Genomic DNA, 17905 nt, shown 5'->3' on the forward strand with positions numbered 1-17905 from the left:
GGTACATCATCTGCTTGGGGTATGTAAAGAGTTTGTTTGCCGAGTGTGAGGCACACTTTCCCAGGGACTTCGGCATTGATAATGGAGAATTCATGACAGAAAATTTTACTTGTACTGTGCTTTAGAAGAAGTAATCCGCTTTTTTTGACTCGTCATAGTATTCGTATTCAAAGTCTCTTGGTTTACTGAATATGTTGTCTTCATAATGGTTGCGGTAGTAAGTAAGAAGTATTTCTACCTCTATCTCTTTCTGGGTGGCACCTTGTTGAGCCTTGGCTTGGTTTGATCTGTGTTTCGAAACGCGAATTTTCCTGTTGTAGCAGAGGAAGAGAATGGAGGGGAGTTCACCAACAGCCAGCGCATCGCCCTGGCTACCCTTCAGTCCCTTGAATGGATTGTGATCGGCCGAGATGACGAACTCCCGCGGCGCGTGCGATCGAGTTATCTGACCCTGACTGAGGGCGGCACCTACACCTTCAACATCACGACTGGCGAAGGTGGCGGTGGCAATGTCGGCACGCCCGCAACCCTCACGGGCATCGTGCGCGTAGATGGGGTTCCCGCTGATCGCCAGGTGGTCGTGATCGAGCGGCCGCTAGACGGTGAGTGGCGCCTTGCCGGTTTCGGCCCAACGCCGGGTGGCTCGGGTGTGGTCGATGTTCGGGTGACGGATGGGGCGGTCTATGCCGTGGGCCTGGACGATTGGGGCTTGGTGTTCACGGCGGATCTGCCGGTTCTGGCTGGCCAGACGATTCGGCCCACCAACTTCGCCGGCTGGCTGTATCGCATCACCGAGGGCGGCACGCTGCCCTCGGCCGAGCCTGAGTGGTGGGCCGCGGTGGGCGAAAACCCCTCGCGCCTGCTCGGCACCGCGCGCGCCATCGCGGTTCGCTACCACCAGCCCCTGGCCCACGGCCCGTTGCCTGTCGAGATAACCTGAATGCTCTCTATCACTGTTGGTGGTGGCTGGGGTCGTGCGACCCAAGCCGACCGCCAGGGCAGCGCTATGCCCTGGCGGCGCACCCAGGCGCATGAACTGACAGCCCGTGCTCGCTGGCAGCGGGCCGGGGCGCTGGATCGTGCAGTGGATGTGGTGGCCTGGGAACTGGTGCCGGCGGCGGATATGTCCAGCGCTGGGGCGTGGGCGCAGGCCGGGCAGTTGGATCGCACGCCAGCCGCGGCGCCCTGGGGGGCTGTGCCTGCCAAGGATTCATTCATGTGGTTGGGCTGGGATCACTCGATCCGGCCGGTCGACCTGGGTCTACGGCTGATCTACAACCCAAGCCCAGCGCGTAAGGACGCAGAGCTCGGCATCGGCATCCGTCGCGTCAACGAATATGGCCCACGCTACGACGCCGCGACTGCCCTGCAGGACAGCTTGTCCGTGCCAGGCAACGGGCCGCTGGTGTTCAACTTCGGCGGGCGGCCTTACTTCCCGTCGTCGGCGCCGCTGGTGTTCTTCGACTTTCGCTATGTGCCGGACACGCCACGGATCCAGCCGACGGATTCGGGCGGTACGGGCGTGCGCTGGTCGAGCGGTCGTCGGCTCAACCTGACCATGCGCCTGCCCTGGGGCAAGGCCCGCGTGCTCGACGGCCCGCTGACCGGCATCGAGTACGTCGACTATCCGGGGCCGGTCAAACCGCTACCCGTGCCGCCGACCGATCCAACCATTCTGGATACCTACATGATCGCCAATACCGTCAACCTGGTGGTGCTGGCCACGGGCACGCCCGTGGAAGCGAAGAACGTGCGCATCGGGCTCGATGCGGACAGCTTCAGCTGGAAGTTCAGCGCCGATATTTTCACCCAGGCCGCGCTCGACCTGGTGCGGCCAGACGCCGACGGCGCAAAGGAAGTGGAGTTGAACATCAACGGCTGGGTGTGGGTGCTGCTGGTCGAGCGCTACAGCCGCCAGCTCAAATTTCCGACCGAGGCGTACAGCATCACCGGCGCCACGCGCACGCAGTTGCTTGCAGCGCCGTACGCACCGTTGCGTACCGGCTTGAACAGCGCGCCGCTTACGGCTCACCAGGCGGCGGAAAGCGAGCTGCTAAACACCGGCTTCACCATCGAATGGGACGTGGAGAACGTCGGGCCGGCAGACTGGACGTTCCCGGCCGGGGCGCTGAGCTATCAGAGCCAGACCCCGATGCAGGTCATCGCCCGCATCGCTGAAACGGTGGGCGCCATCGTGCGGCCGGCGCGCGACAGCGACGTGCTGGAGATCCGCCCTCGCTACGTAGTGCCGCCGTGGGAGTGGGGCGAGCCCGATTCGCCGGTGGATCGCATCATCCCGCCCGCGATGCTGACCCAGCTCGACGGCGAGTGGACGCCGCAGCCGGCATGGAATGCGTGCTACGTGTCGGGCACCAGTCACGGCGTGTCGATGCTCGTACGCCGGGCCGGCACTGCCGGCGACAACCCGACCGCCGACGTGTTCGACGACTGGATCACGGGTGAGGAGGCCAACCGCGCCCGCGGCGTGCATGAGCTGAGCAAGGGCGGTGACATCGAGGTCGTGGGCTTCCGGCTGCCGCTGTTCCACCAGAGCGACGACCACTGCGTCGGCCTGGTGCTGCCCGGCATGCTCTGCCAGGTGCCGGAGGCGGGCGGGTCTTGGTACGGCGCCTGCCTGTCGACCGACATCAGCGCCGAAGGAACTGGCTCGGTGCGTGTCTGGCAGGATCTGAAACTGGAGAGGCACCACTGATGGCCACGGTAAACCCCTGGAAACGCTTCATCGGCCTGCTGCCCGGTGGTGTTCGCACCGTCGGCACCGTGCGCAACATCGATACGGTCGCCGGCATAAGCACGGTCGAGCTCCGCACAGGCACGCGCGTCACCGTCCGCGGCGTCGACGTGCCAGTGGGCAGCAAGGCCTACATCGCCGACGGCACGATCACCGGCCCCGCGCCGGATCTGCCGCATCTGGATGTGGATGTCTAGGCGACCGCTTAAGTTAAATATGCTCTATTTCCGGCTATCTGTGGCGGGTGGTTCCCAAAGTGGTTGGAAGAGTATTGGAACCCGTCAAGTCTAATAAGGACTGGAACTATATCTCTATTTTGAAATATAGTTTCCCTCTTCCCCCAATGCATCGAATACAGTACTTCAAATGAGTTTTCTATTTTTTCTGAACGAAAATTGCCAGGCGCCGTGTAAATAAATATCCAGTCCCCTTTGTTGAGTCTTCCTTGGTTTAGCCATAGAAAGTGATCTTTTATGGGAGTGACGGTTCCATTGACTCCTAGAGAGCCAAGTTGGAGAGCGTAACATCCAAGGTCTAATGGTGATTGCGCCTGTAAGGCAATTCTCTCTGAGTTTGGGATCCCAGCATCGTATGTGCCAACTATCATGAGCTCGGGGATGTTGTCTTGAATCATTTGCCTGCCCCAGTAAAGTTCTGTGCTAACCCGTAGATGCCTATGGCTACTGAAATTATTAAAATTAACGATTTTGCATAAATCAATTCATTCGGTATGTTGCTAATTGTTATGCCTATGAGTAATGGTGACGTAAAAAGAGCGCATTGCGCCATTGCGCTGCTTTTTCTTTGACTAACTAACTTTTGAGATAAAACGCTATTTCGGATATCTAGATTGTGTAGTTCTTTAGTTAAGCTTTCTTTTTCAGAGGTTAAGGAGTCGACCTTTTGGGATAGTCGTTCTTTTTCATTTTCAAGATTTTGTACTAACAGTGGGACTAGAGTAGCTCCCATTTTTCCGCCCAGCCGTGTTGAGTTTTCATTTCCTAAGCTGTTGAGTGCTTGGGCATAGTTGGAGGGTGGAGGGAATTTAACTTCGTCTGGTTGATCTCTGGGAATATATTCACCGCCGGTGCTTTGCTCGCCGGTCACTCCGCTATCTTTAGGTTTGGGGATGCCGCTAGTGATTTCCATATAATTTTTTTCGTGTGCTGAGTGTTAAGAGTTGTGATGCATTATTCTTATTTCAGCAGGAACAATACATATCAAGTTTTTTGTTGTTAATTATCAAAAGCCGTTTTGCTCTTGCGGTTCTTTCAAGCGCACCGTCCCTGCAACGTTTATCTCAAAACATATCATAGCCCGCCCAGCGCGGGCTTTTTCATACCCGGAGAAAACCTATGGCCCGAATTTCTTCTGAAAAAGCTGGCGGCATCAATGTGCTCGCTTTCCTCGACATGCTCGCGTGGAGCGAGGGCACCGACCACCCGCGTCAGCCGAGTAAGGACAGCGGCTACGATGTACTGGTGGGCGGCAAGCTGTTCACCGACTACAGCAAGCACCCGCGGGTGATGGTCGACCTGCCGCGTTACAAGATCAAGTCCATGGCGGCTGGTCGGTACCAGTTCCTGGCTCGTACCTGGGACTCCATCGTTCGCATCTACAAGTTCCACGGGCGCTTCACACCCGAGGCCCAGGATCTGGCTGCTATCAAGCTGCTCACGGAGTGCGGGGCGCTGCCACACATCAAAGCCGGCCGCATTGAGCAAGCGATCGCGAGGGCGGCGCCGATCTGGGCAAGCCTGCCTGGCGCCGGTTACGGCCAGAATGAACATGCCTTGACCAAGCTGCTGGGCATCTACGAAGAAGAACGAGCCGCAGAACCCTGCGACCAAGGCGAACTGCTGGCCATGTTCACTGTGTGTGGTGGGGAGATGGCAGCGTGACTTGGCTGTCAGTGGTGCCGGCTTGGGCCTGGTGGCTGCTGGCCCTGCTGCTGGTCGGTGGCGGTCAGCAGTTCCGCGTCAACGGCCTGCAACTCGATATGGCTGAACAGGGCAGAGAGCTAGAACAGCAGATATCCCAACGCGACAAGCTGCACGCCGACACGCTGGCGGAAATCAGCCGCGTAGCGGCAGGCCAAGCGCGGCGCGAGCAAGAGAAGCGCCTGCAGCTCGAGCAAGACCTGGCCGAATCATCCCAGACAGAACATAGGAAGCTGACCGATGCTGAAAAGAATGCTGCTCGCCTGCGCGACCGTCTCGCTACTACTGAGCTCCGGCTGTCAGTCCTACTCGCCAGCCCCGGCGCCGCAGGTGGTGCCGGTGGTCTCGGAGTGCCAGCCGCTCCCTGCTCCGGATGCCTGGTGGATGGCGCCAGCCGAGCCGACATTGACCCGGGAGCTGCTCAACGAATTGTCAGCATCGCCGATCGAGGCGACCGGGCAATCATCGCGCTGACGGCGTGCCAAGCGTACGTGAACAGGGTGTTGGGCGGCGAATGATGCGTGCCAATGACCACGCATCATGCCGTAGGAACTCACTCACATCCGATCATCTGACCTGAATGAGTGATAGTACAGGTGTTGCCTTCGCTGTCAGTCACGTGCGATCCAGAGCTGTCAGTCCAAGAGCGAATGGAATATTCATTTCCCTCGCTATCAGAACTCATAGTGACTTGGGCATTTCCTACTTGGCGGGTCTCGACGTCAATTTGATAGTTGTTCCCATCCGAATCCCAAGAACGAGTGCTCATATCCCCGTTGGAGTAGGTCTCTGTGTCAGTGCAAACGGTGTATTCCCCCTCACCGAAACATTCAGAGTGGGCAGTGCCAGCCCCCAGCATGAGTAGGCCAAGGATGGCCATATAGGTCGCTTTCCGTTTCATATGAGTTCCCTGTATGAAGTTGTAGGGGCAATATGCCATGAGTCTATGGCCTTTTGATACTTGGGGAATAGTTGAAAGCTGGGGTACTACACAGCTCCTACAAAAGCTGTCATTAAGCTGGCATAACCCAGCCAAAACAGCCCATTCAGGCACAAAAAAGGCACTGTAGCTATTCGCTAAGTGCCTGATTTGTAACGGGTGTTTGGTGGAGTCGGGGGGATTTGAATCCGTTTCAGCTTCTGCTCATTAGTGCCCATTTTTGACCAACACCAGCTAAAACAAGACTTCCATGCTCTTCATCTTGGTCACTGATGCCTGTCGCTGCCTGTTAGTTTCGACACTTTTTCGACATCAGAGCTTGGCTGTCAGCAGTATCTGCGCGATCTCGTGTGCTTGATGTCGATACCACTCGCTCGGCATGTTTCTCCATATCTCATGGGCCTTTCTAATCTGACTTCTGCACGAGACCCGGACGAACTCGTCATAACCTTGCCATTGATTGAAGAAGCTCAGCATCTCGTCGCTGATGAAGTAAAACCGATTATGATCGAGACCTCTTTCATCTGCATCGTCCGCAAGCAAGCCATACAGAAAGGCCATTTCATCCTGGTCATCACCGCCCCGCGCGTTGAGTGGCTCGCCGGCCTTTGGCTTGCCATTGAACTTGGCATGCAGCTTCCAATGGCAACTTCGGCAAAGGGAAACCCCGTTACCAAGCTCGAACTTACCAGCGGGGTAGATCGTCTTCCGAAAGACGTGGTGAGCCTCGACTGCCTCGCTTTCGTTGCAAACTAGACAAACGCCGCCATCCCTCGAGCGAATGAAACGGCTCCATAAGGCCATGCACCATCGCTCGGAGCGTTTAGCTTTAAGAGCGTTTAGCAACCTAGTTCTAGCAAGCTCGAGCTCGTGGTTACATCGAGATGAACAACTCGCCATCTTCGAACCCCACCATATTGGCTTCGATGAGTGATCGCATCATCGTCTCTCCTGATCTTCTCCATATTTCATAACTCATTCTCAATCGACTCATCTGCCCGTGAGCTACTGCATCGAGTAAGTATGCGTACCCCTGAACCCGGACGTAAAAGATCAGCATGTGATCTTCCACGAAATAGAACTCGTCCTCGTTGAGGCCCTGATCTTGAGCATCCTCGAGCAGCAGCCAGAAGAAATAGGCCGAATCGTCTAGGTTGTCTCCGCCTTGAGCATCGATCGGCTGACCGAGATCGGGCTTTCCGTTGAATACCGAGTGGTTCAGGTCATGGCATTCACGGCAAAGCGTCACTCCATTGCCTGGTTGATACCAGCCGTAGGGATAGAGTGAACGTCGAAAGATATGATGCGCCTGTATTCCCTCCGTAGACTTGCAGCGCACGCACTGGTGTCGGTCTCGAACCTTGATGTAGCGGCTCCAAAGACGCAGGCACCAACGTTCGGAGCGTCCTCGGAGTACGGCCTGAGCCAGCCGAACCAGCGCCTCCATGATTTCAACTCTTCGTGCATCCATGCTCAGCTCCGCTATTCGTTCCAGATTCATGCCGAATTGATAGTATCAGCAGGTCGAAATGCCAGCGCTAAGAACCTATGCCAACGACTTTCCAGCCTCAGCCTTCGGTCAGCTCTCAGGCCAACCCTGCTTGGACTCGTGATGAGCTGATATTCGCCCTCGATCTATATCTGAGACACCGCGATTCGTTGCCATCCAAGCATCACCCCGAGGTGCAAGAGCTCTCCCAGTTTCTTGGCAAGATGGGGCTAGCGCTTGGGCTCAGCTCCTCCTTGAGCTTTCGCAACGCGAACGGCGTATACATGAAGCTCGGCAACTTCCGCCGCTGGGATCCTGATTACATCAAGGATGGCAAGACCGGACTCGCCAAAGGCAATAAGGACGAAGAAGTCGTCTGGAAAGAATTTGCTCATTCCCCCAGCAAATTAGCCGCGGTCGTGGCCGGTATTCGCAATGCCGTCGATCTAGATGGTTTGGATGGCCACTTACTTCAAGCCCAGGACGAGCCTGACATACATGAGGCATCCGAAGGTAAGGTGCTCACTCGCCTGCACAGGGTAAGGGAACGCAGCCGTGGACTCGTTGAGCGCAAGAAGAAGCATGCCCTGTCCAGGCACGGCAAGCTCGAGTGCGAAGCCTGCGGCTTCGATTTTCAGCAGCGTTACGGTAACGCAGGTATTGGCCTCATTGATGTTCACCACCTCCGGCCTCTTCACACGCTTGAGCCTGGTCAGAAAACCCGCCTTGATGATCTAGCCTTGCTTTGCGCGAATTGCCATCGAGTCGTGCACGCGGGCCGACATTGGCTGAGCCTTGAGGAGCTGAAGCAGACCCTTCGGCCGCCCGTGATGCCTGCATGATTTTCGATGTCCGTGCTCGATCTTTCCTCCTCAACGGGATAGAATGATCTCCGCTAGGAGATATTTGATCATGCATGACATTGACGCCGTTGACCTTTTCTGTGGAGCTGGTGGGCTTACCGCTGGCCTGCTCAAGACCGGTATATCCGTTCGCGCCGGCTACGACATCGATCTCAATTGCGAATACGCTTACAAGACGAACAATGGCGCTGAATTCATCGCAGAAAGCGTCGCTATTGTCGATCCCGCCCATGTAGCCGCGTGGTACCGTCCTAACCGTCTTAAGCTGCTTGCCGGCTGTGCGCCCTGTCAGCCCTTCTCGACCTACAACCAAGGCCGAGATACCACCACCGATGTGAAGTGGCCGCTGCTTTACTCCTTCGAAAAGCTCATCAAAAGCATCAAGCCTGAGCTGGTCACCATGGAGAACGTTCCTGACGTGACCAAGCACAGGGTCTACCACGACTTCGTCAGCGCTCTGAAGAAGGAGGGGTATGATATTTGGGCCGACACCATTCATTGCGTGGATTACGGCCTACCTCAGCAGCGTCGCCGTCATGTGCTTCTAGCCTCGAAGCTGGGGCCGATCACCATGATCCCCAAAACACATGACAAGCCCGTCACCGTAAAGAAGGCCATTGGCCGCCTCCCCAAACTGGCTGCGGGCGAATGTGACTCCAAAGATCCATTGCACCGGGCAGCCACGCTCAGCCCCGTCAATCTGACACGCATCATGCTTTCCAAGCCTGGCGGCACCTGGAAGGACTGGCCTGAGGATCTACGTGCTGACTGTCACCGCAAAGCAAGTGGCAAAACCTACCCAAGCGTTTATGGACGTATGCGTGGCGATGAACCAAGCCCCACCATGACGACGCTTTGCTATGGGTTTGGAAATGGTCGCTTCGGTCACTACGACAAGAATCAGGCGCGAGCGATCTCGCTCCGCGAAGCTGCAATCCTGCAGTCGTTTCCCAAGAAGTACAAATTCATGCCGCCCGAGAAGATAACGTTCAAGGCAGTTGGAAGGATGATCGGTAACGCCGTTCCCGTTCGCTTGGGTGAAATCATTGGCCTCAGCATTCAGCGTCACCTCGACGAGGTGGAGAAGGCTTTGAAGGCTGATTGAATTCCCTCCTGAGCCGCTCCTCAAGGGCGGCTAAGTTCTTGGTTTCGCATTCCCACACAATAAGCACCCGCCATCCCAGCTCCTCGAGCGCCGCCTCTTTCCTTGCATCGCGCTCTACGTTAGCCGCGAACTTGGGCAGCCAGTACTCTTGCCTAGTTTTCGGTGTACTCGCGTAGCGACAGTCAGGGTGACGATGCCAGAAGCAGCCATGCACGAAGATGGCCGTCCTGTGCTTGGTTAGAACGATGTCTGGAGTGCCAGGCAACGATTTCTTGGTTATGCGAAATCTGAGCCCCGCGCCATGAAGAACCTTGCGCACTAGAATCTCAGGCCGTGTGTTTTCCCTTCTAACAGCCTTCATCCTAACCGTCACTTTCTCCTGCTCAGAACGCACTTGTTGCCTTCTCTCCTAACATTAGGAATCTGCGCAGCACGAAACTCTTGATCCTTAGAGACTTTAGACACTCCCAGCCACATGCAGAATGCACAGCATACAGAACTATTTCACAGGCATTACTCGCCATCATGAAGAAGGCTGGAGTGCTAGTAGGAATCCAAGATATCGATCCGGGCAGTTCGACCTGTCGGCCCTTGATCACTGTCTTCTTGATCGGCTGAACATGGAAGAAGGCATGCTTTTCTGCACCCTTCCCCTGAAAGATTTCCGGATGCTCGTACCTATAGCCAAATGATATGTTTCTCTCGAGCTCAGCTTTCAAGAAAACCACTTCGGCATTGAGGCTGCCGACTTCTGTTACCACGAGCCTAAAAATTTTTATCCACCCATCTGCCGGCTCTAAATCAATCAACAAGTAAGGAGATTCAGTCCCTGCATTAGGATTGATAAGCATGCTCTCAATTTGAGCCGATAGCGCATGTGAGTTCTTATCGGTAAAGAAAACTTCTATCCCATACGCAGCTGCATACCGCTCGCCAAACTTCTTGCATCTACTCAACAGAGGGTGGCTTGCAAAAGCTCTACAATTATTATCATGCAAATCCAAGAGAAGCTTAGTTAGTGCTTTGGCATCTGACCTTTCCATGGAAGCCCCAAAATCACATCAGCAAATATGCTTGTGGTTCGTAATTGACTTTCTCACCACCAGCCGATAAGTCGTCAGACACCCAGCGCTCCCTATCGAATGTCTGGAGATCACTCGGGAAGGATTTGCACTCATTTTTATCTTTGAAGGATGATATGTCTTCGCAGAATGCGAGATCGGGAATGTTTGCCATGGAAAACTCCTCTGGCACATCGAGATCTCGTTTCACTTGACCCGCCCAGTAAGCAGGGCGACTGACTAAGCACGTAGGATGAACTCTGTAACTTTCAATGGAAGGTGTGAGCCCAACCACTTCATCCAGCCTTGCCAACCCTTTCCAAGCGTCTGTGCTTTCATGATTCGCTAGGATCCATGGGTACTGATAAGCCAGATGAGGAGCATCTGCTATCAACTCCTGATTTGGAAGAATCAGTCGCTCTACCCAGTGACTAAGCACGGCTGCTCCCAAACGAGACAGAACATCCAAAGGCATTTCTTTGACAAGTGCAGCGTCTTTCTCAAGGATGTTGAATACACTTATCGGATTGGGCTGATATTGGCCATCCTCCTTTTGTGCACCTACGAGGAGCTGCCTGAATGTCATTCCACCCTCACGGCTCAGGCCGAGCCTGGCCAGTAGTTCAGGAGAGACATAGCGAGGGGAATCGAAGTCTGACAACTCTAGCTCAAGAGCTTGAATGACAGAGGTATCTAGCTTCTCAAGGACGAATGCTGATAATTCATTGAATCGAGATGGCTCCCTAAGAAGGTTTGGCCAATGCCAGGGTCTAAAACCTTCGAAGCCCTCATCCTTCCAAAGCTCTGGACTCGTAATATGCTTGCTGCCTAAGTCCAAGTCTGCGTACGACGGGGAGGTTCTACGCATGGTCAGGTCGAAAGAGTTCGTTCCGTATTGGTTGACTACCACGATAGGCCCGACCTTCGACATTAATCTAGCCGCATAAGCAACCTCAGCGCCTGTTGACCACGCAGAATGCCCCTCGGAATCCAAGCCTAGAAGATCATAGTCAACGATGAGTAGATCGACTGTATCAAGTTCAGCGACGGTTTGATAATCACCCTCACGAGCCTTTAGTCTTTTTTGGTGAAGTTCTGAAATCACACGGCTCACGTCTTTGTTTTCGTGAACAGTGATCTTAGCTCCGCCGATTAGAGTCTTGTCTATTTCTCGCTTCCAGTCTTCTGCACGTGTTTGGTCATCATCCAATATCAATATATTCATTGATCGCTCCATGAAATCTTGAAAGCTGTCTTGAAGGGGGGAGTCGGTTCTACGAACGAGACCTCGCAATCCAAGGAGTCGGCAACCATCTTGACGATGGTAAGCCCAATCCCCATACCGCCCAAGCCCAAGCTCTTTCTCTCTTCGGGTATTTCTAGGCGACGTACGAATGGTTTGAAAAGGTCAGAGCTGTCATGCAGTCGGACACCTGCGCCGGTGTCTTGAACGTAAATAGCATGCTCTCCATCTTCGAACTCGCTAGAGCAATGAATTCGTCTAACCTTTGAGCCGATCATTGCATTTACGGCGTTGATCAAAACGTTCTGGAATATAGCATTCCATCCGGCAAACGTTGCTTCTGGCAACTGAAGACCGGGAGTGATTTCTACTTCGACGCTCACGTCCCGCATGACGGCTTCTGAGTTCTTGACTATCTGTTCGATGACCTTCTTGGCTTTGTACTTGTTCCGCTTCTCTCGATCGTATTCGTTCATGAGAGGCGAAAATAATTTTCTTGCTCTTGTCGTTCGCTCTGCCCAATTGTCCAAGGCCTCAATGATCTTGGCCTCGTTCAAAGCACCTCGTTTCGAGGTTAGCTGATCTTTAATACCATACAGGACGACCAGTTCTTTCTGCAGTTCATGTTCCATTGCAAGCGCGGCCATACCTGTTGTTGCCAAGGCCGCCAGGAGAACGCGCTCCGCATTGATCGCGTTTTTTCGCTGGTCTTCTAACTCTTTAAGCTCTCTGAAGTTTTCTGAGACTCTCTCTATCTGCTTGGCTACCTGCGCAGGTGCACTCAAGGATATTTGAAAGAGCTGCTCCTGAATCTCCGAGGACTTAGTTTCCGTTTCAGGGACTTCAAGTCTCTTCGATAGTTTTTCTTTCTGCCTTCTCTCGAAAGAGCGCATCGAATAGAAGTCTAGCGCCCATCTGACTGTATCGACCAGCTGTTTGAAAGCATGGTTGTCAATTAGCCTGTCGCGAGTAACCTGAACGTTTAGATAGTTACCTCTTCTGAGTTGTGCCTGAGCAGCAACTTTACGCTCGTGAGAAGTGGATATTTGCACTAGCCCAAATATTCGCCCATTGGTAGGTAGGTCATTAAGCCCGCTGGGGACTTGGAACTCTGGGGGCAGCAAGGCGGAGCGATTTAGTCGGTGGGAATGGTCATACTCAAGGCCTAGCCAATCTTGCTCTTCACCGCCATAGAATGGGAGTCGGAAATTATTGTCGTATACGTGCACCCCGCCATACTGCCTGAAATACCTCCTGGCTGTGGTTACTTCAACGCCCCCCGTCTGTTTTCCAGAGAGTTTGAATACATATATCTTGAATCGTGCGCTGTCTAGAAGCGGCGTATTTACCTTGTATGAAGCATTGTACTCGTCACCATTCTTGAATGTGACCGTTACTCTGCTTCCCCCACCTTTGCTACCTTCTTTAAGTTCACCTTCGATTACCGCAATCCAGTTTTCGAACGCCTGGCGCATTTGATCGGAAAAGCTCTTTTCCTCATCATCTGCAACACCTTTGAGAGTGATTTGGAACTTGTCTTTTCGATCAAGCGATTTAAAAAGCTTTTCCGGGGGTTGTAAGAACCAAAGCTCTCTCGCTAAGTCCCTCAATTCCGACTTTCCCCAGTGCTGTTTTAATCCTCGAATGGTAACGGAGGTGCCTGTTGCAAACTTTCCGTGCACTGGCTCCGCAGAGTTTGTTTGGAAGACATATGCTCCAGCCTTTATGAGATCACCAGCCTCTATGTTCTCAGGCCAGTCGACTACTGCTTCGAATCGAGTCTGTCCCCTTTTCTTGGATACCAGCTCCAACTGTTCCCCCAAGAACTGGACGGACAGTCGTCCGATGCCTTTTGAGCCAGTAACTGTTCTGCCTCGAGGAGTCGTCGTATTGGTTTGCTTGTGTATGGTGCCTACACGTAACCAGTGATTAACGAAATCGGACGGACTCATCCCCGTCCCATTATCCGAGACTGTAATGCTGTCCTCTCCGAAGAGAATCTCTACCTCCGTCGCATCTGCGTCATAGCTGTTTTTCACCAGCTCAGACAAGGCAACGTGAGGTTTGCCTACTAGGCGCTCCCCAAGCTCTCTCAAAAGAGCGGCATCGACGGTGAATTCTTTGAAATTTTCTTTTGGCCGATCTTTATCCACAAGTCGCATCGCTTGCACTCTGATAGAGATGGTTCGGGGGAACTGACTCAGCGCCTGAGTCAGTTCCCATGTGCGTGGGAACTAGGTATTCCCGTTTGGATTTCGTCCTTGTCATTGATCTTGCTTCCTATCACTTCGGGCGTACCAGCGCCTAGCTACTTCCTGAGTGATCGCTATCCCGCGTTTGGACTGGTCAAGGTTCGGTTGGCCTCGTCGTACTCTGGGCTTCTGTGCCCGCTCTCAGGCTCGACTCTGCCGCTAACGAGCCATAGTGCGTACTCCGGAAAGGCTTCCGCGAGGATTCCTATTTCCTCAGTCCCAATGCGGATCTTCTCGCTACTGATGTTTCTCCAGCGGTCGTAGTTTTTCCCGCCTTTTTCGCTAAGGCGTTTCGGCCCTACGACCTTGATCAATTGAAGCGCTCTATCGCGAACTGAATCCATATAGATACAAATCATTGTGCGTAAACTTTACGCAGCATGGTTGCTCGTGTAAATTTTACGAAAGAGTAAATATTACGCAGAGACTTCTCTGCAAACAAAGACCTACATAGTGCAACAAAGGCCAAGATTGTGGAAGGAACCGACCTGACTTTAAGCCGTGTGATTGGAGCCCCGCCCGTGATGCCATGGCGCGAGTTCGCCAACTGGATTCGCATGGAAAACGAGCACGACAAGGTTCGGGGCTGGATTCGCAATGGCTACCTGCCGTCCAAGAAGATCGGCAAATACGTTCTGGTGAACGTTGCACTGCTGACAAAGCAGCTCATGGAAGAGGAGTGGGAGTGATGACGCATGCACAAATATCTGCGCCAACCGCACAGCCCGGACTGCGACTGCTCTGTCTGCTGGTCGAAACGCGAACTGGCGAAAAGCGCTCGCTCCCAGTCCACACCTTGCAGCCACTGCCGCCCCGCAACCGTATCCACGGTCAATGGACGATTGATCGTTACCCCTGCTTCGTACTGCGCGAAACACAAGCCAAGCCCGCGACCGCCGAAGTGGTGGCACGTTGTGCAAGACACCGGCAAACCAACCCCGTACGTCCCGCGTTGGGATCTGTTCGAGTCGGAGGCTGAGTAATGCCCGGCATCGTCCTGACCGTCGCCCAAGCCGCTGAGCTGTTGCCATTGGCCAGCCAGCAGCTGTGCCGCATCCAGCATCAGCAGGACGCCGCCACCCAAATGGGTATCCGGGAAAACTGGGGCGTTTATGAGTGGCAAGAAATCGTTAAGGCCCTGCAAGGCCCGGTCGTCGAGGGGGTGGTTTATGTTCGATAAGTATCCAAGCCTGCTGGAAATGACCTTCATTCTTGTTGGCGTGGCTCTGTTTCTGGTGCTCCCGTTCTTCATGTACGCGCTTATTCGCCTGGGGCTTTCCCGCAACTCTGGCCCGGTCAATAGCCGCGCCCCCGGCTTGTCCGAACACGATTCACCGTTCGGTCAAACGGAGGCACGGGCGGAGCGAACTATTGAACGTCCCCCGGACAAACCAGCCTCCGCTCGTGAGTGTGGGGCAGCTTCTCTGCCCCGCGCTCCCGAGCCCTCGGCGGCAAGAGTGGGATGACAAGGGCAAAGCCCTTGGTGTGAAACAGAACAACAGGCACCGCCTGACCCGGCTTTAAACCCCGGTAGACCGAAACGCACCTGCTCGTGAACTGACGCAAGTTCACCTGCACGGGATCGCTCGGCCTGCTGAAAGGCAAAACCGCGCAATAACGCGCAACTGAAAAGAGGAAACACCCAATGGCACGTTCGACTATGGAAGTTGCATTCCTGGGCACTCAGATGACTCAGGTCGAAGACACTAAATACGCCAAGGTCTTCTACGGTGATGAGCCGGACGGCAAGACCGAACACGGCCTGTCCATCATCGGCATGGCGATCTCTGAAGACGCCGCCGACGAAGTGTTCACCGCGGGCTCCCAGTTCGAGCCTCTGCAGCTGGTGCGTATCACCTTCGACGTTGCCCGTGGCGGCCAGAACAAGGGCAAAAACCTCGCCCTGCATATCGAAGCCGTGGACACCAAAGCCCGCACCGCTGCGAGCCCTGCGCCTGCTGCTACTCCCAACAAGCCTACCGACCCGGCCAAGTCCTAACCCTGATCAGTCGGAGGTCGCCGCATGGGAATAGAAGCCTATCTGGCCAGCGTCACCCTCGGTGACCTCTGGGCTCTGCAGTTCATTCAAGGCGTGGTGACCATCGCCGCCCTTGGCTTAATCCACGGGCATCAGAGGTAACGGATATGGCTTTCACCTGGGGGCAATACCTCGTTATCGCTGGGCTCTTTGTGGGTGCTCTCGGGATTGGCGTGTCCTGGGGGGCCTTCCGGCTTGGCTGGAAGGAAGTAATCGACGCTTCAACCAACTGAAGGAAACAACTCCATGTACCAAAGCAAAAAAGAAGTCGCCACTCGTGGCGGCCAGCTCGTACAGAACGAGGCCAGTGTCGGTAAAGCACTGGGCGGCAAACCGCTCGCTCTGATCACTGCCGGTGCAGCTGCGCTGACTGCTGGTTCCGCCAATGCTGCAATCGAAGTGCCATCTGAACTGCTCGAAGTGTTCGTCGATCTGGCTGGTGCCTTCGCCACCCTGATGGCTGCCGGTGCGATCCTGTTCGGCGTCATCCGTGGTGGTGTGGCCCTGTTCAAAATCGCCGGTCGCGTGTTCAGCGCAGCTGGCGCCTAAACAGGGTTGGGGGTCGAATGATGCGTACGGCTTTCGGCCTCCGCCTGCTACTTGCTCTCACCCTTATGGGGTGGGGGCAGTTTGTGTTTGCTGAGGATTATTATTGGACTATTAATAATTATGTTGGTGCCCTTGGTAGGTTTCCATCCGCTATTTCTGCTTGTCAGGCTCTTTCCAGCTACTCAGCTAGTCCAGATGGCGGTGGTTATACGTCGAGTAGCATTGAAGTGTTTGAACCTACGACAGCGAGTTCCGCGACGTTTCGCTGTCAATTGCGGCTTGGTCTTAAGTCGGGCGGCACGACTACGCTTAGTAGCTTGATTATTCGTTATGGCGATTCGTGTCCATCTGGCGCGACATTCAACCTCACAACTGGCGCATGCGAACGTCCTCCATCTGCCTGTCAGCAACTCGAGGGCCAGTCCACTTCCTGGACTCTAAATCGCCCTGACTTAAACGGCCTCGGCCCCATTGAATATGCGTGCATGAATAGCTGCCGCATAGCGCTCGGCACCTCTGAATGCGAGCCGGCTTTTGAGGGGGCTACGACTGGGGTTTGTCGAGGTGTGGGCACCTACACAGGCGCTGAATGCGACCCGGCTGATGCTCCGGGCGATGGCACGCCTCCCACTAATCCGCCAGATCCTACCGACCCACCAGATCCGACCGATCCAACTGACCCGAGTGATCCCGGCGATGGCTCCGGTGATGGTGATGGGGGAACGGGCGAGCCCGGGGAAGGTGACCAAGAAAAACTTGGCCCAAAAATCGACAAGACCAACAGCCTGCTTGATGGCATCAGTAAAGCCCTAGGCAATCTGGGCGACGCCTTCAAAGAGTTTGCTGAGGATGCCTTGGGGGAAAAGTATGACGGTGAGGGGGACGGTGATGACTCCAGCATTGGTGAAGCCGCTGCCGGTCTTGCGGGTGGTCTGATCGGCTCTTTTGGCCAAGGCCTTAATGACACTCTCGAAGCACAGGACGCCCTCAACCAAGGCACGCTCGCGGATCTGCCGAACCTCGTTGGTAATGACTGGTTTGGCCCTGGCTCGGTCGCGTATTCCGCCATCAACCTGATCGATGGTGTTCTGCCGCGTAGCAGCTCCTGCTCCGCCTTCGATGTGAAAGTCGATGCCGGAAAGCTCCACACCAACCTTCGCCTGGATGCCTGTGAGCTGAGCCGCATCAAGCCGTTGCTCGAATGGATCGTCTGGATGGGAACCATCATCGGTGTCTGGCGAATCGCCTATGCCGGTATGCGCCTGGAAAACGCCAAAGCTGAAAAAGGAGGGTTCTGATGCTCGGCTGGATTAAGGGTTTCCTGCAGAAGTTCTTCCCCAACTTGTTCAAGCGCTTCAACGGCTGGCTACTGGCGTTTATCACGCCAATGATTGCGCCGTTCTTTGAGTTCATCACCAAGTTCTTCCGCAAGGTCGCGCTGTTCCTTCTAATTGTCGCCGCCATTGGTACTGCTATCGCTGTTTTCGCCAAGGCTATTGATGCGGTTGTGGGGCGCATTGCCACTGAGATGGCGCCTGACCTGATCGCCTTTGGCCAGATGTTTCTGCCGTCCAATCTCTCCGCGGGTATCACCATCCTGCTCGTTGCCCGCCTGCACTCGCTGATCTTCATGTGGGTGCACCGCCTCTCTGAGAAGTTCATCCACACTTAAG

The 17905-nt window shown here is 54.7% G+C and carries 21 protein-coding genes; 15 read left to right on the top strand and 6 right to left on the bottom strand.

What is annotated here, in order from left to right; translation table 11 throughout:
- Positions 1–430: 430 nt before the first annotated feature.
- The 3 genes from DNK10_RS18685 to DNK10_RS18695 are packed head-to-tail and all read left to right on the top strand — an operon-like array spanning position 431 to position 2949.
- Positions 431–940, top strand: coding sequence for a hypothetical protein (locus DNK10_RS18685; protein ID WP_131192585.1), 510 nt, complete (start codon positions 431–433; stop codon positions 938–940).
- Positions 941–2713: a hypothetical protein gene (locus tag DNK10_RS18690; protein ID WP_244216284.1), complete on the top strand. Its 1773-nt coding sequence runs from the start codon at positions 941–943 to the stop codon at positions 2711–2713.
- Positions 2713–2949 carry a hypothetical protein gene (locus DNK10_RS18695; RefSeq protein ID WP_131192586.1) on the top strand — a complete coding sequence of 79 codons (237 nt, stop codon included), beginning with the start codon at positions 2713–2715 and terminating at the stop codon, positions 2947–2949. Before DNK10_RS18690 ends, DNK10_RS18695 begins: the two co-directional genes overlap by 1 nt.
- Before the next feature lie 433 nt (positions 2950–3382).
- Here DNK10_RS18695 and DNK10_RS18700 read toward each other — a convergent pair whose 3' ends face one another.
- Complete coding sequence (locus tag DNK10_RS18700) at positions 3383–3901, bottom strand: hypothetical protein (protein WP_131192587.1); 519 nt, start codon at positions 3899–3901, stop codon at positions 3383–3385.
- Between the two features lie 206 nt (positions 3902–4107).
- Between DNK10_RS18700 and DNK10_RS18705 the strand changes: the two genes are divergently transcribed.
- The 3 genes from DNK10_RS18705 (at position 4108) to DNK10_RS18715 (ending at position 6388) form a co-directional block, all read left to right on the top strand.
- Positions 4108–4653 carry a glycoside hydrolase family 24 protein gene (locus tag DNK10_RS18705; RefSeq protein WP_131192588.1) on the top strand — a complete coding sequence of 182 codons (546 nt, stop codon included), beginning with the start codon at positions 4108–4110 and terminating at the stop codon, positions 4651–4653.
- Positions 4650–5210, top strand: coding sequence for a lysis protein (locus DNK10_RS18710; RefSeq protein WP_244216285.1), 561 nt, complete (start codon positions 4650–4652; stop codon positions 5208–5210). The genes DNK10_RS18705 and DNK10_RS18710 overlap by 4 nt, the downstream gene beginning before the upstream one ends.
- A gap of 779 nt (positions 5211–5989) precedes the next feature.
- The gene (locus DNK10_RS18715) at positions 5990–6388 is read left to right on the top strand and encodes a hypothetical protein (RefSeq protein ID WP_131192589.1); all 399 of its coding nucleotides are present in this window, start codon (positions 5990–5992) and stop codon (positions 6386–6388) included.
- Between the two features lie 118 nt (positions 6389–6506).
- Here the strand turns inward: DNK10_RS18715 and DNK10_RS18720 are convergent, their stop codons facing one another.
- Entirely contained in the window at positions 6507–7103 is a 597-nt protein-coding gene (locus DNK10_RS18720; RefSeq protein WP_165496013.1) for an HNH endonuclease, read from the bottom strand.
- Positions 7104–7405: 302 nt separating this feature from the next.
- Here DNK10_RS18720 and DNK10_RS18725 point away from each other — a divergent pair, with 302 nt between their 5' ends.
- Both DNK10_RS18725 and DNK10_RS18730 read left to right on the top strand, forming a co-directional pair.
- A complete protein-coding gene (locus tag DNK10_RS18725) occupies positions 7406–7963 on the top strand; it encodes an HNH endonuclease (RefSeq protein ID WP_244216286.1) in 558 nt (185 codons plus the stop codon).
- Between the two features lie 70 nt (positions 7964–8033).
- Complete coding sequence (locus DNK10_RS18730; protein WP_131192592.1) at positions 8034–9089, top strand: DNA cytosine methyltransferase; 1056 nt, start codon at positions 8034–8036, stop codon at positions 9087–9089.
- On the opposite strand, the gene DNK10_RS18735 is transcribed toward DNK10_RS18730, so the two are convergent.
- The 4 genes from DNK10_RS18735 to DNK10_RS18750 are packed head-to-tail and all read right to left on the bottom strand — an operon-like array spanning position 9037 to position 13546.
- A complete protein-coding gene (locus tag DNK10_RS18735; protein ID WP_425273868.1) occupies positions 9037–9483 on the bottom strand; it encodes a very short patch repair endonuclease in 447 nt (148 codons plus the stop codon). The two genes, DNK10_RS18730 and DNK10_RS18735, sit on opposite strands and share 53 nt — an antisense overlap.
- Positions 9473–10132, bottom strand: coding sequence for a hypothetical protein (locus DNK10_RS18740; protein WP_131192593.1), 660 nt, complete (start codon positions 10130–10132; stop codon positions 9473–9475). Before DNK10_RS18740 ends, DNK10_RS18735 begins: the two co-directional genes overlap by 11 nt.
- Before the next feature lie 13 nt (positions 10133–10145).
- Complete coding sequence (locus tag DNK10_RS18745; protein WP_131192594.1) at positions 10146–11375, bottom strand: hypothetical protein; 1230 nt, start codon at positions 11373–11375, stop codon at positions 10146–10148.
- Positions 11372–13546 (bottom strand): ATP-binding protein, encoded by a 2175-nt coding sequence (locus DNK10_RS18750; protein WP_165496014.1) that lies wholly within the window; start codon positions 13544–13546, stop codon positions 11372–11374. The genes DNK10_RS18745 and DNK10_RS18750 overlap by 4 nt, the downstream gene beginning before the upstream one ends.
- A gap of 623 nt (positions 13547–14169) precedes the next feature.
- Between DNK10_RS18750 and DNK10_RS18760 the strand changes: the two genes are divergently transcribed.
- The 7 genes from DNK10_RS18760 to DNK10_RS18795 all read left to right on the top strand — a co-directional run bounded on the left by DNK10_RS18760 (position 14170) and on the right by DNK10_RS18795 (position 17904).
- A complete protein-coding gene (locus tag DNK10_RS18760; protein ID WP_425273869.1) occupies positions 14170–14334 on the top strand; it encodes a DNA-binding protein in 165 nt (54 codons plus the stop codon).
- A 6-nt stretch (positions 14335–14340) separates the two neighbouring features.
- On the top strand, positions 14341–14628 hold the full coding sequence (pflM, locus tag DNK10_RS18765) for a lysogeny maintenance protein PflM (RefSeq protein ID WP_131192598.1): 288 nt from the start codon (positions 14341–14343) through the stop codon (positions 14626–14628).
- The gene (locus DNK10_RS18770; RefSeq protein WP_131192599.1) at positions 14628–14825 is read left to right on the top strand and encodes a hypothetical protein; all 198 of its coding nucleotides are present in this window, start codon (positions 14628–14630) and stop codon (positions 14823–14825) included. The genes pflM and DNK10_RS18770 overlap by 1 nt, the downstream gene beginning before the upstream one ends.
- A 465-nt stretch (positions 14826–15290) precedes the next feature.
- Complete coding sequence (locus DNK10_RS18780; protein ID WP_131192601.1) at positions 15291–15644, top strand: hypothetical protein; 354 nt, start codon at positions 15291–15293, stop codon at positions 15642–15644.
- 285 nt (positions 15645–15929) lie between these two features.
- Positions 15930–16232 carry a hypothetical protein gene (locus DNK10_RS18785; protein WP_131192602.1) on the top strand — a complete coding sequence of 101 codons (303 nt, stop codon included), beginning with the start codon at positions 15930–15932 and terminating at the stop codon, positions 16230–16232.
- Between the two features lie 566 nt (positions 16233–16798).
- Positions 16799–17530, top strand: coding sequence for a hypothetical protein (locus tag DNK10_RS18790; protein ID WP_131192603.1), 732 nt, complete (start codon positions 16799–16801; stop codon positions 17528–17530).
- A complete protein-coding gene (locus DNK10_RS18795; RefSeq protein WP_131192604.1) occupies positions 17530–17904 on the top strand; it encodes a DUF5455 family protein in 375 nt (124 codons plus the stop codon). The genes DNK10_RS18790 and DNK10_RS18795 overlap by 1 nt, the downstream gene beginning before the upstream one ends.
- Position 17905: the final 1 nt, after the last annotated feature.

It is taken from the genome of Phytopseudomonas daroniae (genome assembly GCF_004327275.1).
GTDB lineage: Bacteria > Pseudomonadota > Gammaproteobacteria > Pseudomonadales > Pseudomonadaceae > Aquipseudomonas > Aquipseudomonas daroniae.